We start from the raw sequence: 15892 nt of genomic DNA on the forward strand, positions 1-15892 counted from the left end.
GACAAAGGCCACGTACTTAACGGTACGTGGCCTTTTTGTTTTGCATCCGGCGATTGGCGCGCGCAATGGCGCGGCGCGCAATAAACCGCTGACGTTACCCCATCAGTTTCGCTTATCGCATGCGTTCAGTCAGAGTTCGTCCTGCGTCGCGGCGATGACCTTCTCCAGCGCACGGTTGAGCAGCTCGCGCTCCTTGTCGTCGAGGGCGGCGAACAGGTCCTCATTCCACTTGCGCGCGATGGGCATGACCTTGCGATAGAGGGCCCGTCCATCGGTCGTGAGCGAAACGAGCACGAGGCGTCCGTCTTCCTCGCTCGCATTGCGCTCCATCAGACCTCGCTTCATGAGCGCTTCGGCGGCGCGGCTGGCCTGGCTCTTGTCGAGATTGGCGTGGCGCGCCAGTTCCATCACCGAAAACGGACCGAACGCGCCGACGGCGGCGATGAGGCGCGCTTCGGGCAGCGTGATGCCCAGCTTCGCCTGGTAGCGCTCGCTTGCACCGCGTTCGGAGAGCTTGTTCAGGACATGGAGCCGATAGGTCAGAAATTGTTCGAGTCCGGCTTTGCTTTCCTTCATGGTCGTCCTGGTCTGGTCGCGTAAGGTATGCGCGATGGTGTCGCGCGTAACGTGATTGTTGCCGCAACCAGCGCGCGGGTCAACGCGCATGAACCCTCAAAACGCATGCTTGCGCGCGCTGCGAGAGAGCGTACGAATCTATTAATCGCTTACTGCGGAAATCGTTGCGCGCGCACCCGAAAAAGTCTGACGATTCGGGGCGGCGCACCGTGAGACGTTTTACGCGGGACGTGCGCCGTAGCGCAGGCGGGTGAGTTGTTCGGCTTCGTTGGCGAGCAGCGTGGCGGCGTCGCGGATCGCCGTTTCCAGCGTGATCGGGCCGGGGGCGGGCGAGAAGCAGCCGCTGAAATGCTCGCCAAGGCGCGGCAGCGCGGCAGCATCGACGGCGCCCGACAGCAGCGTGGCCGGCACGCCCGCAGCCTGCGCGTGGCGGCAGGCGATAAAGGGCGCCTTGCCGTGCAGCGTCTGCACGTCCGAGCGGCCTTCGCCCGTAATCAGCCAGTGCGCGCCTTCGAGCGCCGCGTCGAGCCCGATGGTGCGGGCCACGACTTCCGCGCCCGGCTCGAAGCTCGCGCCCAGCATGCGCAGCGCGAAGCCCAGGCCGCCTGCCGCGCCTGCGCCCGCTTCGTCGCGTGCGCGGCGGTTCAAGGCGGTTTCGAGCAGATCGGCGAAACGGCCCAGCGCCGCGTCGATCGATGCGACTTCGGCGGCGCTCACGCCTTTTTGCGGGCCGAATACGGCGGTGGCGCCGTGATCGCCGGTAAGCGGATTATCGACGTCCGACATGGCGATGAACGTGGTTTCTGCCAGCCGCACATCCAGACCCGACACGTCCACGCGCGCCACACTGGCGAGCGCTGCGGGCGTGGGTTCGAGCGCCGCGCCCGCCGCATCGAACAGTTGCAGGCCGAGGCCCGCGAGCAGCCCTGCGCCCGCGTCGTTCGTGCTGCTGCCGCCGAGCGCCACGTAGAAGCGGCGCACGCCTTCGTCGAGCAGGGCGCGCACCGCCTCGCCCATGCCGCGCGTGCTGCGCGCGGTGACCGCCACGCCCATGCCCACGGGATCCGTGATGCCCACGATCTCGGCGGTTTCGATCACGGCGCTGCCGTCGTACAGCAGGCCGGCGAGGGCGTCGCGGCGTGCGCCGGCGGCGCCTTCGACATTGAGCGTGCGACGCTCGCCGCCCACGCTCAACATGGCGTCGAGCGTGCCTTCGCCGCCATCGGCCATCGGGCAGATGCGGATTTCGGCATCGGGGCGGGCGCGGCGGATGCCCTCGGCGATCGCGGCGGCGACCCCATCCGCGCTGAGCGAGCCTTTGAAAGAATCGGGAGCAATGACGACGACGGGTGCGTCAGCAAACGTCTGGTTAGGCATGGTGTCTCGACTGGAAGAGTAGTGATGGCGGCTGCGGCCGGCGGGGCGTCCGGCGCGAGCGTTAGCTTACCAGCCACGAGGGACGTGCTGGATACCCGAGGCGCGATAGCGTGCATTGCTCGCCTGGGCGCGACGCGCCAGGAAAGCGGGTTCTGCAGTCGCAGAATGAGGGCGGTTTTAGCCCCAAAACGGGCCGGTTCGGACGCCTTTTGCGCCTCTTTTGCGCTCCTTTTCCGTGCCCGAATGGCAATTCCATTTGGGTCGGGCAATAGTTTGCTAAAATACCCGGCTCTTTTGACGGAACCGCACCGCAAACCGTCCATTTCGGCCTGTCGGGTCGATCGGAACGGGCGGGTCTCGCGGCTCCCGGAAAGGGCGCCGCCCAGCGGGCAGCGTCCGGGCCAGTCCGCTTCAACGCCTTTGGCGTATCGCGCGGGCAGCTTGGGCGATTGCCGCCAGAGGCGCTTGATTTGCATAGAGAGCGCAAGCCGGTTACGACCTGAGGTCGCAGCAGGCAAGCGGCGCCGACAAGGCACAAGCGAGACGCAAGCGATGCGGATCTTCCCATCGGACTGCGGCAGCAAAGATTACTGATACGCTCGAACAATTTTAGGACGATTGAAGCCATGGCTAACGTTGTTGAAAACCTCGGCAAGCTCGAACGCCGCGTGACGATTTCCCTGCCGAAGGACGCCGTGCAGAAAGAAGTCGATTCGCGCATCCGCCAACTCGCGAAGAACGTGCGCATGCCGGGTTTCCGCCCGGGCAAGGTGCCGCTCAAGATGGTCACGCAACAGTACTCGGGCCAGGTGGAAGCCGAAGTCCTGAGCGACAAGGTTGGCAAGGAATTCTTCGACATCAGCCGCGCGGAAAACCTGCGCGTTGCTGGTCAGCCGAGCTTCGCGCCGAAGGCCGAAGCCGCTGAAGGCGATTACGCTTTCGACGCGACCTTCGAGGTCTATCCGGAAGTGAAGCTGGGCGACGTCGCCAGCGCCGAAATCGAGCGCACGACCACGACCATCACCGAAGCCGAAATCGATCGCACGCTGGACATCCTTCGCAAGCAGCGCGTGCACTACCACGCACGCGGCGAAGCCGGCGAGCACGGTGACGGCGGCGCAGACACGGCAGCCAAGGAAGGCGATCGCGTGACGGTCGACTTCGTCGGCAAGATCGACGACGTCGCATTCCCGGGCGGCACGGCAGAAGGCTTCGCCTTCGTGCTGGGCGAAGGCCGCATGCTGCCGGAATTCGAAAAGGCAGCGATTGGCCTGAAGCAAGGCGAATCGCGCGAATTCGACCTCGCATTCCCCGAGGACTACCACGGCAAGGACGTCGCAGGTAAGACCGCGAAGTTCACGATCACGATGCAACTGATCGAATGGCCGCATCTGCCGGAAATCGACGGCGAATTCGCCAAGTCGCTCGGCATCGCTGACGGCGACCTCGTGAAGATGCGCGCTGAAATCAAGGACAACCTTGAGCGCGAAGCCAAGCGTCGCACGCAAGCCATCGTCAAGAACCAGGTGATGGACGCACTGCTGAAGATCGCTGAACTCGACGTGCCGAACGCACTGGTCGAGCAGGATCAACAGCGTCTGGTCGAAATGGCGCGCGCCGATCTGGAACAACGCGGCGTGCCCAACGCCAAGGACGCACCGATCCCGGCTGAAATGTTCAAGGAACAAGCTGAGCGTCGCGTCAAGCTGGGCCTCGTGCTGGCTGAACTCGTGAAGTCGAACAACCTCGAAGCGAAGCCGGAACAGATCCGCGCTGAAGTCGACGAATTCGCGAAAAGCTACGAAGACCCGAAGGAAGTCGTGCGCTGGTATTATTCGAACCAGCAGCGTCTGGCCGAAATGGAAGCGTACGTCGTCGAATCGAACGTCGTTGACTTCGTGATCGGCAAGGCCAAGGTGACGGACAAGCAAGTGAGCTTCGAAGAACTGGCAAGCGCAACGGCGCAGGCTTAAATCTGCCCGCTACGGCGTGCCGGCTGTCGGAGCGACCGACGGCCAGCACGCCGTTTTTGTATCCGCAGAATTTGGCCACACACGCGTTAGGGTTGATTTCTGCGGGGTCCGTCGCCATTCCGGTATTTCAGGTTCAATACGTTTTACCTGTGTTACCAGAACAACTCTTCCAGACAAGGATGCACCGCATGACCATTCGCGCTCAATCGCTGGACACGTTGACCTCTCACGCCTCGCGCGACCTCGAACCGCAGGCGCTCGGCCTCGTGCCGATCGTCGTCGAGACGAGCGGCCGCGGCGAGCGTTCGTACGACATCTACTCGCGTCTGCTGAAAGAGCGTGTGGTGTTCCTGGTCGGCGAAGTGAACGACCAGACCGCGAACCTCGTCGTCGCCCAGCTCCTGTTCCTCGAAAGCGAAAATCCGGACAAGGACATCAGCCTGTACATCAACAGCCCGGGCGGTTCGGTGTCGGCCGGTATGGCGATTTACGACACGATGCAGTTCATCAAGCCCAATGTTTCGACCCTTTGCATGGGCCTCGCGGCCTCGATGGGTGCGTTCCTGCTGGCAGCGGGCGAAAAGGGCAAGCGTTTCGCGCTGCCGAATTCGCGCGTGATGATTCACCAGCCGCTGGGCGGCGCGCGCGGCCAGGCATCGGACATCGAAATCCAGGCACGTGAAATCCTGTACCTGAAGGAACGTCTGAACCAGTTGCTCTCGCACCATACTGGTCAGCCGGTCGAGCGCATCGCGCGCGACACCGACCGCGACAACTTCATGTCCGGCGACGACGCACAGGCTTACGGCCTCGTCGATCAGGTGCTCCACAAGCGCCCCTGATCCGGCACGCGTTTCCGGCGTCAAAAACGGCGCCGGAAATACGTATGCGGCGTGACTTAACCCCGTGAAAAAAGGGATAGGCACGCCCGTGCGGACCATGTGAAATAATCGGCAAACGCGCTTCGCGGCCTGCGGCCCCAACGCCGTCACAGCAAGCGGTTCACGCACCCCCGGCCGGGCCAGGGGAAACGGCGTATCATGTGTAACAGAGTGTCCGGAGGCTCATCTATCCATGGCGGACAAAAAAGGTTCTAACAGCGAGAAGCTGTTGTATTGCTCGTTCTGCGGCAAAAGCCAGCATGAGGTCAAGAAACTGATCGCTGGTCCGTCGGTATTCATCTGCGATGAATGTATCGACCTGTGCAACGAGATCATTCGCGACGAGGCCGCTGGTGCGGGTATCGACGCGGCGCTGTCGCGCTCGGACCTGCCGAGCCCGCAGGAGATCCGCGACATCCTCGACCAGTACGTGATTGGCCAGGAGCGCGCGAAGAAGATTCTCGCAGTGGCGGTGTACAACCACTACAAGCGCCTGAAGCATCTCGACAAGAAAGACGAAGTCGAACTCTCCAAGAGCAACATCCTCTTGATCGGACCCACGGGTTCGGGCAAGACGCTGCTCGCGCAGACGCTCGCTCGTCTTCTTAACGTTCCGTTCGTGATCGCGGACGCCACCACGCTGACCGAAGCCGGTTACGTGGGCGAGGACGTCGAGAACATCATTCAGAAGCTGCTGCAGAACTGCAATTACGAAGTCGACAAGGCCCAGCGCGGCATTGTCTACATCGACGAAATCGACAAGATCAGCCGCAAGTCGGATAACCCGTCGATCACGCGCGACGTGTCGGGCGAAGGCGTGCAGCAGGCGCTGCTCAAGCTCGTCGAAGGCACGATGGCTTCTGTGCCTCCGCAGGGCGGCCGCAAGCATCCGAACCAGGATTTCATTCAGGTCGATACGACCAACATCCTGTTCATCTGCGGCGGTGCGTTCGACGGTCTGGAAAAGGTCATCACGGATCGCACGGAAAAAACCGGTATCGGTTTTGGCGCGAGCGTGAAGAGCAAGCAGGAACGCGACACGGGTGAAGTGCTGCGCGAGACGGAACCGGAAGATCTGATCAAGTTCGGCCTGATTCCCGAACTGATCGGCCGTCTGCCGGTGGTCGCCACGCTCGGCAAGCTCGATGAAGCGGCGCTCATGAAGATTCTGGTCGAGCCGAAGAATGCGCTCGTCAAGCAGTATCACAAGCTCTTCAACATGGAGCGCGTGGAACTGGAGATCCGCCCGGCCGCGCTGCAGGCTGTCGCCCGCAAGGCGATCCGCCGCAAGACCGGCGCCCGTGGCCTGCGCTCGATCCTGGAACAGGCATTGCTCGACGTGATGTACGAGCTGCCGGCCATGAAGGGCGTGAGCAAGGTCATCATCGACGACAACGTGATTGATGGCGACGGCAAACCGCTATTGATCTACGAAGACGCGCCTAAGGTCGCTGGGTCGAACTGATGAGGGTGATCGGCTAAAGAGTTCCGGGAAAAAGCCGTTCATACACTGTGATGAACGGCTTTTTCGTTTATCTTGTGGTCGATGGCGCACCTTTTTTGGAGTCACTGAACTTTTCCCACACGCGCGAGGCTTGTAATCGGTTTTTCAGGCCTCACTTACCGAACAATTGATTCCACTCATGGGGAAATGAAATGTCAGGAACCCAACTCCTCCCGCCGGAACGCACCACGCTCCCGCTGCTGCCGCTGCGAGACGTTGTCGTTTTCCCGCATATGGTGATTCCCCTTTTCGTGGGCCGGCCGAAGTCGATCAAGGCCCTCGAAGCGGCAATGGAAGGCGGCAAGCACATCATGCTCGTCGCGCAGAAGACTGCCGCAAAGGATGAGCCGACCGAAAAAGACATGTACGAAGTGGGATGTATCGCCAACATCCTGCAGATGCTCAAGCTGCCCGACGGCACCGTGAAGGTGCTCGTGGAAGGCTTGCAGCGTGCGAAGACGCTCTCGATCGAAGAGCAGGAAACGCAATTCTCGTGCGAAGTGATGCCGCTCGAACCGGACCACGCCGACGGCGCGGAAACCGAAGCGCTGCGCCGTGCGATCGTTTCGCAGTTCGATCAGTACGTGAAGCTCAACAAGAAGATCCCGCCGGAGATCCTGACCTCGCTGTCGGGTATCGACGAAGCCGGTCGTCTTGCTGACACCATCGCCGCACACCTGCCGCTCAAGCTCGACCAGAAGCAGCATATCCTCGAGATGTTCCCGGTCGTGGAGCGTCTGGAGCATCTGCTCGCCCAGCTCGAAGCCGAAATCGACATCCTTCAGGTCGAAAAGCGCATCCGTGGCCGCGTCAAGCGCCAGATGGAGAAGAGCCAGCGCGAGTACTACCTGAACGAACAGGTCAAGGCGATCCAGAAGGAACTGGGCGAAGGCGAAGAGGGTGCCGATCTCGAAGAACTCGAGAAGCGCATCAACGCCGCGCGCATGCCGAAGGAAGCCAAGAAGAAGGCAGACGCCGAGCTGAAAAAGCTCAAGCTGATGTCGCCGATGTCGGCGGAAGCCACCGTCGTGCGCAACTACATCGACACGCTGATCGGCCTGCCGTGGCGCAAGAAGAGCAAGGTCAACAACGACCTCTCCAATGCAGAAGCCGTGCTGGACGAAGACCACTTCGGTCTCGAGAAAGTGAAGGAACGCATTCTTGAGTATCTCGCGGTGCAACAGCGCGTGGACAAGGTCAAGGCGCCTATTCTCTGCCTCGTTGGGCCTCCGGGCGTTGGCAAGACCTCGCTGGGTCAATCGATTGCGCGCGCAACGAACCGCAAGTTCGTGCGTATGGCGCTGGGTGGTGTGCGTGACGAAGCCGAAATTCGCGGCCATCGTCGTACGTACATCGGTTCGATGCCGGGCAAGATCCTGCAGAGCCTGACCAAAGTCGGCGTGCGCAATCCGCTCTTCCTGCTCGACGAAGTCGACAAGATGGGTATGGATTTCCGCGGCGATCCGTCGTCGGCGCTGCTCGAAGTGCTCGATCCGGAACAGAACCACACGTTCGCCGACCACTACATCGAAGTCGATTTCGACCTCTCGGATGTGATGTTCGTCGCCACGTCGAACTCGCTGAACATTCCGCCGCCGCTGCTCGACCGGATGGAAGTGATCCGTCTGTCGGGTTACACGGAAGACGAGAAGGTCAGCATCGCCCAGCGTTATCTCCTGCCGAAGCAGAAGAAGAACAACGGGCTGAAGCCGGGCGAGATCGAAGTGACCGAAGGCGCGATCCGCGACATCATTCGCTACTACACGCGTGAAGCGGGCGTGCGTTCGCTCGAACGTGAAGTGTCGAAGATCTGCCGCAAGGTCGTGAAGATGCTGCTGCTGAAGAAGGCCGACAAGGCCGTCACGGTGGACAGCGCGAATCTGGACACCTTCCTTGGCGTGCGCAAGTACGACTTCGGTCTGGCTGCGAAGGAAAACCAGATCGGTCAGGTCACGGGCCTCGCATGGACGGAAGTCGGTGGCGATCTGCTGACGATCGAAGCGGCGGTCATGCCCGGTAAGGGCAACGTGATCCGCACGGGTTCGCTCGGCGACGTCATGAAGGAATCGGTCGAAGCGGCTCGCTCGGTGGTGCGTTCGCGTTCGCGTCGTCTGGGCATCAAGGACGAAGCGTTCGAGAAGCAGGACATCCACATCCACGTGCCGGAAGGCGCAACGCCGAAGGACGGTCCGTCCGCAGGCGGTGCGATGACCACGGCGCTGGTGTCGGTGCTCACCGGCATTCCGGTGCGCGCTGATGTGGCGATGACCGGCGAAATCACGCTGCGCGGCGAAGTGCTGCCGATCGGCGGGCTGAAAGAGAAGTTGCTCGCAGCGCATCGCGGCGGCATCAAGCTCGTGCTGATTCCGGAAGAGAACGTCAAGGATCTCACCGAGATCCCCGACAACGTGAAGAACGCGATCGAGATCGTGCCGGTCCGCTGGATCGACAAGGTGCTGGAACTCGCGCTCGAACGTGTGCCGCAGCCGCTGCCGGAAGAAGAAGTGAAGGCCGAGGACGCGAAGGCGCCCGTGGTCGAATCGAAAGAGCCGGCTGGTGCGACGGAAGTCGTGAAGCACTAAGCTTGAATCACTGAAGCTCGCTTAAGCAGTACCCCGAAACCCGCGGCATGGTCCGCGGGTTTCTTGTTTTGTGCGCGAGATTCGTTGACGTTGTGCGAATCCGAAGACTTCCTCGAAAGCCCCGCCAAATCAGGCTGAACCCGGCTTGACACCACTTATTCGGCTTCGTTAAATGAGCGGGCTTCGGCTTCTGGCCGTGGCAGCAACATCCGCATCATCCGCATCGTCCATTAGCGACACCACCACGATTGCCCAAAACACATTCTCGGGGGCTGGAATGAATAAAACGGATTTGATCGATCACATTGCGCAGCAGGCCGATATCTCAAAAGCAGCGGCGGGTCGCGCGCTCGACGCGGTGCTCAACGGCGTCAAAGGCACGCTGAAGAAGGGCGGTTCAGTCACGCTGGTGGGTTTCGGCACCTTCGCAGTCGGCAAGCGTGCGGCGCGCACGGGACGCAATCCGCGCACCGGCGACGCCATCAAAATCAAGGCTGCAAAAATTCCTAAATTCAGGCCTGGCAAAGCGCTAAAAGATGCGTTAAACTAGCGGGCTCGCTACCTGATGAGGGTGGCGCAGAAGTCTGAAGCTGGGTGCTTAGCTCAGTTGGTAGAGCGGCGCCCTTACAAGGCGTAGGTCGGGAGTTCGAGCCTCTCAGCACCCACCACAGTTTCAGATCGCCAGGTCGCGCGAAACATCGCAGCGAATGGCTCCAGCAGCATAGAAGCAGCACACCGCACGGAGCGGTAGTTCAGTTGGTTAGAATACCGGCCTGTCACGCCGGGGGTCGCGGGTTCGAGTCCCGTCCGCTCCGCCAGGAATACTCCAGCAGCAAAGCAAGAAGGCGAACTCCGGTTCGCCTTTTTTGTTGTCTGCTGATGTAAGATCGGGCGTTCTGTTTTTTGGCGCCCCTCAACGCTTGGTCCCGCATGCTCGACTTTTTCCGCAATCACAAACGACTGATGATGCTGATGCTGATGCTGGTGATTCTGCCAGGTCTCGGCTTCGTCGGCATTCAAGGTTTCCGCGGCTTCTTTGACGAAAGCGCGAACGTCGCCAGCGTCAATGGTCACAAGATCACTCGCGTCGATTACGACGGCGCCGCACGTCAGCAGATGGATCAGGCGCGCCAGATGATGGGCGCGCAGTTCGACGCCAGCATGTTCGACACGCCGCAGCATCGCAAGGACATCCTCGACGGTCTGATCCAGCAACGCGTGCTCGCCGATGAAGTGCAGCGTCTGCACCTGACCGCGTCGGACGAAGCCGTGCGCCGCACGCTGCTCGCCGATCCGATCATCTCGTCGCTGAAGAACCCCGACGGTTCGATCGATCTCGACAAATACAAGCAGTTGCTCGCCATGCAGGGCATGACGCCCGAGCAGTATGACGAGCGTGTGCGTTACAGCCTCGCCATGCAGCAGTTGCCCGCGGCGCTCGTGAACAGCGCGTTCACGTCGAAGTCGCTCGCGCAGCAACTCACGGGTCTGTCGGAACAGACGCGTGAAGTGCAGGGCCTCGCGTTCCGCGCCAGCGACTACGCGCCGAAGGTCCAGCCGACCGACGCGCAGATGCAAGCCTATTACGACGCGCACAAGAACGAGTTCGCCACGCCTGCTACGGCGCAGATCCAGTATCTGGTGTTGTCGGCGGCGACGGTCGCTGCAACAGTCAACCCCAGCGACGCCGATCTCAAGAAGTACTACGACGACAACATCGCGCACTTCAAGTCGCAGGAAGAAGTGCGTGCGAGCCACATCCTGATCACGGTGGCGAAGGACGCGAGCGCGGCCGATCGCGCAGCCGCGAAGCAGAAGGCCGAACAGATCCTCGCCGATGTGAAGGCGCATCCGGATCAGTTCGCGCAGCTCGCGCAGAAGGATTCGCAGGATCCGGGCTCGGCTGCCAAGGGCGGCGACCTCGGTTACTTCGGTCCGGGCATGATCGCAGGCGGTCAGGCGTTCGACGACGCCGTCTTCAAGCTGAAGAAGGACGAGATCAGCGACGTGATCCAGTCGGACTTCGGTTATCACATCGTCAAGGTCACGGACATCAAGCCGTCGGTGACGAAGCCGTTCGACGACGTGAAGGGCCAGATCCTCAACGACGTGAAGACGCAGCAAGCGGCCAAGGTGCTCGCCGACGCGACTGAAGGCTTTACCTCGACGGTCTACGAACAGGCAAAGACCCTGCAACCGGCCGCCGACAAGTACAAGCTGACGATCCAGACCGCCACGGTCACGCCGAAGCCGAACCCCGCGCTGCCGCCGGATAGCCCGCTGAACAACCAGAAGTTCCTGGACGCCGTGTTTGCGAACGACTCGGTCACGAGCCATAACAACACGCAGGCGATCGACGTGGGCAACAGCACGCTGATCTCCGCGCACGTGACGAACTTCCAGCCGGCTGCGGTGCCTGCGTTTGCTTCGGTCAAGGATGCGGTGCATCAAAAGGTGGTGACGCAACTGGCCGCCGATATGGCGCGCAAGGATGGTGAAGCGAAACTCGCCGACCTGCAGAAGTCGAAGTCGACCGATGGTTTCTCGTCGGCGCTCAAGGTGTCGCGCAACGACGCACAAGGCCTGCCGCCGAGCGCACTGTCCGCTGTGTTCAAGGCCGACGCGCAAAAGCTGCCCGCCTATGTGGGCGTCGATCTCGGCAAAGACGGTTACGCGATCTACCGCGTGAACAGCGTGACGAATGGCCCGGCCGCTGACGGTGCCCGTCTTGCGCAGGCGCAGCAACAGCTAGCCGGTGTGGGCGGCCAGTCGCAGACGCAGGCGTATCTCGATGCGCTGCGCGATCGCTCGAAGGTGAAGTACTACGGCACGCTTGGCGCGTCGAACCAGCAAGGCGATGGTGACGGCCAGCAGTAAGCGCCGATCCAGGCCAGCTTCACCGCTAGCCCAAACAAAAACGCCCCGCTCGTAGCGGGGCGTTTTGCTTTTTGCGCGACGCATCCGGTATGCGCCGCGCCGTCAATCGCGTCGAAGATAACGCGAAGACAGCTTTTCAGACATCAGAGGCAGGCGCTGATATCGCTGGTGGCATCGGCACCCGCGCCGCCGCCCGAGCGGAAGCCCACCCAGGTCTTCGCATTGGCGTTCCAGGCCGGACGCACCGTCGCCGCAGCGCCGTTAGGCGGTTGCTGGCCCGGTACGTAGACGTCCACGGCCTGATCGTTCGCGAGCACGCTCTGCGAGACGACCTGTTGCTGCGACTTGTCGGCCCACTTCTGGGCGATGCACTGGGCAACGGCCGTTGGCGGTTGCTGGCTGGTGCCGACCGATTGTGCTCCGCTCGGCATCGGCTGATTGGCGCAGGCAGCAAGTGCGGCCGTTACGACAATAAGAGGTAAATATTTCACGTTTTATCCCTCCAGTCAGGGTCAATCTGAGATTGGACGAAGCCTCTCGTCCGGCGCAAAAAAATGTGACCTGATGCACGACGCTTTTACACCAGACGCGCCGCCCGAACAGCAGGCGAGCGCCCCTGACAGCGGCAGGATACGCGGCAGTGCGTTGTCACGCCTCCCGCGTGTCCTGGCGTTGTCCGCTAGCGCTGCGCGCTGCCGCCAAGCAGCGGCTTGAGCGTCGGCCACACGTTGTCGAGGAGCAAAGGCTGTGCCTGCTGGGTGGGATGCATCTGGTCGGCCTGGAAGAGATCGGGCTTGTTTTCGAGCCCAGCGAGCAGAAACGGCACGAGCGGCACGTGCAGTTCCTTCGAAAGCTGGCCGTAGAGGCCGTGGAATTTCTGGGTGTAGTCGGGGCCGTAATTGGGCGGCACGTACATGCCCACCAGCACCGGCTGCGCGTGCCCCTGGCGGATCTGGGCGACGATGGCGCGCAGATTGCTCTCCGTGGTGGCAAGCGGCACGCCGCGCAAGGCGTCGTTCGCGCCCAGTTCGACGATCACAACGGCCGGCTTCATGCGCTGCATGACGAGTGGCAGACGTGCCAGCCCGCCGCTCGTGGTGTCGCCGCTGATGCTGGCATTCGCAACGCTATAATCGATTCGCTCGCTGGACAGGCGCTGGCGCAACAAGGCCACCCAGCCCGTGTCGCGCGGCAGGCCGTATTCGGCGGATAGACTGTCACCCAGCACCGCGATGACGGGTTTCGCCGTCACGGCTTGCGCGGCGGGCGGTGTGGCGGCGTAAGCGGCACCCGGCGCGGCGCAGGGCAATGCCATCGCGGCCAGTAGCGCGAACGCGGTGACGGCGGTTACGTTACGCAGGCGGCGTCCACGGGCGTGGTTTCTGTCGGCTAATCTTTGCTTCATCATGTGCGAATGAATAGCGATCCAGTCATCGAAGTACGGGGTTTGAGCAAGCGCGTCACCGACGCGGCCGGCGAACTGACGATCCTCGACGGCATCGACATGAGCGTGCACGCGGGCAGCAGCGTGGCGATCGTCGGTGCGTCGGGCTCGGGCAAGTCGACGTTGCTGGGCCTGCTGGCCGGTTTGGACAGCGCGAGCGCCGGCTCGGTTCGACTGCTTGGACATGAGCTTACCGGCATGGCGGAAGATCGTCGCGCTGCATTGCGCAACGGCGCGGTGGGCTTCGTGTTCCAGTCGTTCCAGTTGATGCCGCATCTCACGGCGCTGGAGAACGTCGCGCTGCCGCTCGAACTGCAAGGCGGTCTGAGCACGCGCGAGGCGTTCACACGCGCCCGCGCGCTGCTGGAGCGCGTCGGGCTGGGGCAGCGCACCGGCCACTATCCCAAGCTGCTGTCGGGCGGCGAGCAGCAGCGCGTGGCGCTTGCGCGTGCCTTCGTCACGCATCCCCAGGTCCTGTTCGCCGACGAACCCACTGGCAGCCTGGACGCCTCCACGGGCCACGCCGTCATCGACCTGATGTTCGAACTGAACCGCGCGAATGGCGCGACGCTCGTGCTCGTCACGCATGACATCGATCTCGCGCGCCGCTGCGACACCGTGGTGACGATCGAAGCAGGCCGCCGCGTGCCGAACGCGCTACACGTTGACGGCCCAGAAGACGCCGACGATCGCATCGAAGCCGCGCGCTAGACGTATTGGTCAGCGGGATTGGTCAACGCACTGCATCGACGAAAAAACAAAGGCGTGTACGGCAAACACCGTACACGCCTTTTTCACATCAGCGCTCTCTCAAACGCAATAGCGCATCAACGCTTGAGGGCCGCCCGCGCCCGCGCGATCAGCGCGCTCGTGGACGAATCGTGCGCCTTGACGTCGCCGCTTGCCGTGGTGAGATCGGCTTCCACGACCTTGCCGAGGATCTTGCCCAGTTCCACGCCCCACTGATCGAACGGATTGATGTTCCACACCGAAGCCTGCACCAGCACCTTGTGCTCGTAGAGCGCGATCAGCGCGCCCAGCGAACGCGCCGTGAGCGCATCGACGAGCAGCGTCGTGGTCGGTCGATTGCCGGGGAACATGATGTGCGGCACGAGTTCGGGCTTGTCTGGACCGGCGATCTTCTTCGCCTCTTCCTCGGTGCGGCCGAGCATCATCGCTTCGCTCTGCGCGAAACAGTTCGCGAGCAGCTTCGGATGATGATCGGCAAGCGGATGCTCGGGCGTGAGCACAGCGATAAAGTCGATCGGCACGATCGTCGTGCCCTGGTGCAGCATCTGGAAGAACGCGTGCTGGCCGTTGGTGCCCGGCTCGCCCCAGGTGATCGCCGACGTCGCGTAATCGACGAACTTGCCGTCCAGACGCGCCTGCTTGCCGTTGCTCTCCATTTCGAGCTGCTGCAGATACGAGGGCAGGTAGTGCAATGCTTCGGAGTACGGCGCAACCAGATAGCTCTGCGAGCCGAAGAAGTTGCGATACCAGATGCCGATCATGCCGAGCAGCACCGGCAGGTTCTTGTCCAGCGGCGCGGTGCGGAAGTGCTCGTCCATGTCGTGCGCGCCCGCGAGCAGTTCGTCGAACTGCTGCGGCCCGATCGCGATCATGATCGACAGACCCACCGCCGACCACAGCGAATAGCGGCCGCCCACCCAGTCCCACATCTCGAACACATTCTCTTTGGCGATGCCGAACTTCACGACTTCGGCCGGATTCGCCGATACGCCCACGAAGTGCTTCGCCAGCGCGTCTTCCGGACAGCCGGCCTTGACGAACCAGTCGCGCATCGAGCGCGCGTTCGTCATGGTTTCGAGCGTGGTGAAGGTCTTCGAGACGATGATCGCGAGCGTTTCTTCGGGATCGATGTCTTCGATCACGCGCCAGAGATCGGCGCCATCGACGTTCGAGACGAAGTGCGAATCGAGTTCGGGCGTTTCCAGATGCTTGAGTGCGTGCACGACCATCTTCGGACCGAGATCCGAGCCGCCGATGCCGATGTTCACCACGTGGCGGATGCGCTTGCCGGTGTAGCCGGTCCAGGCGCCGCTGCGCACGGCGTCGGCGAATTTCGCCATCTTCGCTTTCTCGGCGAGGATCTGGGCGTGGAACGGTGCGTTCGGTTCGGTGGCGCGCAGTGCGGTGTGCAGGGCGGCGCGGCCTTCGGTCGGGTTGACCACTTCGCCTGCGAACATCGCGTCGCGGCGCTGTTCGACGCCGGCTTCGCGCGCGAGCTGCACGAGCAGCTTCAGCGTGGCGTCGTTGATGCGGTTCTTCGAGAAATCGGCTGCGAGACCGCCGCCAGCGTACGTATAGCGTTCGGCGCGGGTCGGTGCGGGATCGTTGGCGGGTGCGAACCAGTCACGCATCTGTTCGTTGCGGATCTGTTCGTAATGCGTCTGTAGCGCGGACCAGGCAGGGAGCGGATTCGTCATGTTCGTCTAGCGAGGGAAAACGAATGAAGGGCGGCGGAGGGCGTCGGCCGGTCAGGCCAACGCACGCGTCACGCGCTGCGGGGAAACGCGCCGCCGGTGGGCGGCGTGCGAAAGATCAGTATAGCGGGCCTGGGCGAGCCTGCGCACGGCTACGGCCAAGCTAACGGAACCGATTCCACGTTAGCAAACGCCATGCCGCGATTTCTCTTACTATGTGGCGCATTGAGGCGG

12 protein-coding genes and 2 tRNA genes are annotated in these 15892 nt (G+C 62.4%); 9 read left to right on the forward strand and 5 right to left on the reverse strand.

Annotation, left to right across the window (positions count from 1 at the left end; genetic code table 11):
• Window positions 1-129 precede the first annotated feature (129 nt).
• Complete coding sequence (locus F3J17_RS29995; RefSeq protein ID WP_167067989.1) at window positions 130-576, reverse strand: MarR family transcriptional regulator; 447 nt, start codon at window positions 574-576, stop codon at window positions 130-132.
• A 219-nt stretch (window positions 577-795) separates the two neighbouring features.
• Window positions 796-1953: a glycerate kinase gene (locus F3J17_RS30000; RefSeq protein ID WP_167067992.1), complete on the reverse strand. Its 1158-nt coding sequence runs from the start codon at window positions 1951-1953 to the stop codon at window positions 796-798.
• Window positions 1954-2579: 626 nt separating this feature from the next.
• On the opposite strand from F3J17_RS30000, the gene tig reads away from it, so the two are divergent.
• From tig to F3J17_RS30040, 8 genes are all read left to right on the forward strand, one after another.
• Window positions 2580-3926 (forward strand): trigger factor, encoded by a 1347-nt coding sequence (gene tig, locus F3J17_RS30005; protein ID WP_167067995.1) that lies wholly within the window; start codon window positions 2580-2582, stop codon window positions 3924-3926.
• Window positions 3927-4114: 188 nt separating this feature from the next.
• Window positions 4115-4768, forward strand: a complete 654-nt coding sequence (gene clpP / locus F3J17_RS30010; protein ID WP_027814661.1) for an ATP-dependent Clp endopeptidase proteolytic subunit ClpP — start codon at window positions 4115-4117, stop codon at window positions 4766-4768.
• Window positions 4769-5000: 232 nt separating this feature from the next.
• A complete protein-coding gene (gene clpX, locus F3J17_RS30015; RefSeq protein WP_167067998.1) occupies window positions 5001-6272 on the forward strand; it encodes an ATP-dependent Clp protease ATP-binding subunit ClpX in 1272 nt (423 codons plus the stop codon).
• Window positions 6273-6463: 191 nt separating this feature from the next.
• Window positions 6464-8893 (forward strand): endopeptidase La, encoded by a 2430-nt coding sequence (gene lon, locus F3J17_RS30020; RefSeq protein WP_167068001.1) that lies wholly within the window; start codon window positions 6464-6466, stop codon window positions 8891-8893.
• A 172-nt stretch (window positions 8894-9065) separates the two neighbouring features.
• Window positions 9066-9443 (forward strand): HU family DNA-binding protein, encoded by a 378-nt coding sequence (locus F3J17_RS30025; protein ID WP_275692933.1) that lies wholly within the window; start codon window positions 9066-9068, stop codon window positions 9441-9443.
• A gap of 42 nt (window positions 9444-9485) precedes the next feature.
• Window positions 9486-9561: transfer RNA gene (locus F3J17_RS30030), tRNA-Val, on the forward strand.
• 73 nt (window positions 9562-9634) lie between these two features.
• Window positions 9635-9711: transfer RNA gene (locus F3J17_RS30035), tRNA-Asp, on the forward strand.
• 112 nt (window positions 9712-9823) lie between these two features.
• Window positions 9824-11770 (forward strand): SurA N-terminal domain-containing protein, encoded by a 1947-nt coding sequence (locus F3J17_RS30040; protein WP_167068004.1) that lies wholly within the window; start codon window positions 9824-9826, stop codon window positions 11768-11770.
• Between the two features lie 143 nt (window positions 11771-11913).
• Here F3J17_RS30040 and F3J17_RS30045 read toward each other — a convergent pair whose 3' ends face one another.
• Both F3J17_RS30045 and F3J17_RS30050 read right to left on the reverse strand, forming a co-directional pair.
• Window positions 11914-12261, reverse strand: coding sequence for a hypothetical protein (locus F3J17_RS30045; RefSeq protein WP_167068007.1), 348 nt, complete (start codon window positions 12259-12261; stop codon window positions 11914-11916).
• Between the two features lie 188 nt (window positions 12262-12449).
• On the reverse strand, window positions 12450-13085 hold the full coding sequence (locus F3J17_RS30050) for an arylesterase (protein WP_167068010.1): 636 nt from the start codon (window positions 13083-13085) through the stop codon (window positions 12450-12452).
• 99 nt (window positions 13086-13184) lie between these two features.
• On the opposite strand from F3J17_RS30050, the gene F3J17_RS30055 reads away from it, so the two are divergent.
• Window positions 13185-13925, forward strand: coding sequence for an ABC transporter ATP-binding protein (locus F3J17_RS30055; protein ID WP_167068013.1), 741 nt, complete (start codon window positions 13185-13187; stop codon window positions 13923-13925).
• Between the two features lie 116 nt (window positions 13926-14041).
• Here the strand turns inward: F3J17_RS30055 and pgi are convergent, their stop codons facing one another.
• Window positions 14042-15661 carry a glucose-6-phosphate isomerase gene (pgi, locus tag F3J17_RS30060; protein WP_167068016.1) on the reverse strand — a complete coding sequence of 540 codons (1620 nt, stop codon included), beginning with the start codon at window positions 15659-15661 and terminating at the stop codon, window positions 14042-14044.
• Window positions 15662-15892 lie beyond the last annotated feature (231 nt).

The organism is Burkholderia sp. Ax-1719 (assembly GCF_011753055.1).
Taxonomy (GTDB): Bacteria; Pseudomonadota; Gammaproteobacteria; order Burkholderiales; family Burkholderiaceae; genus Paraburkholderia.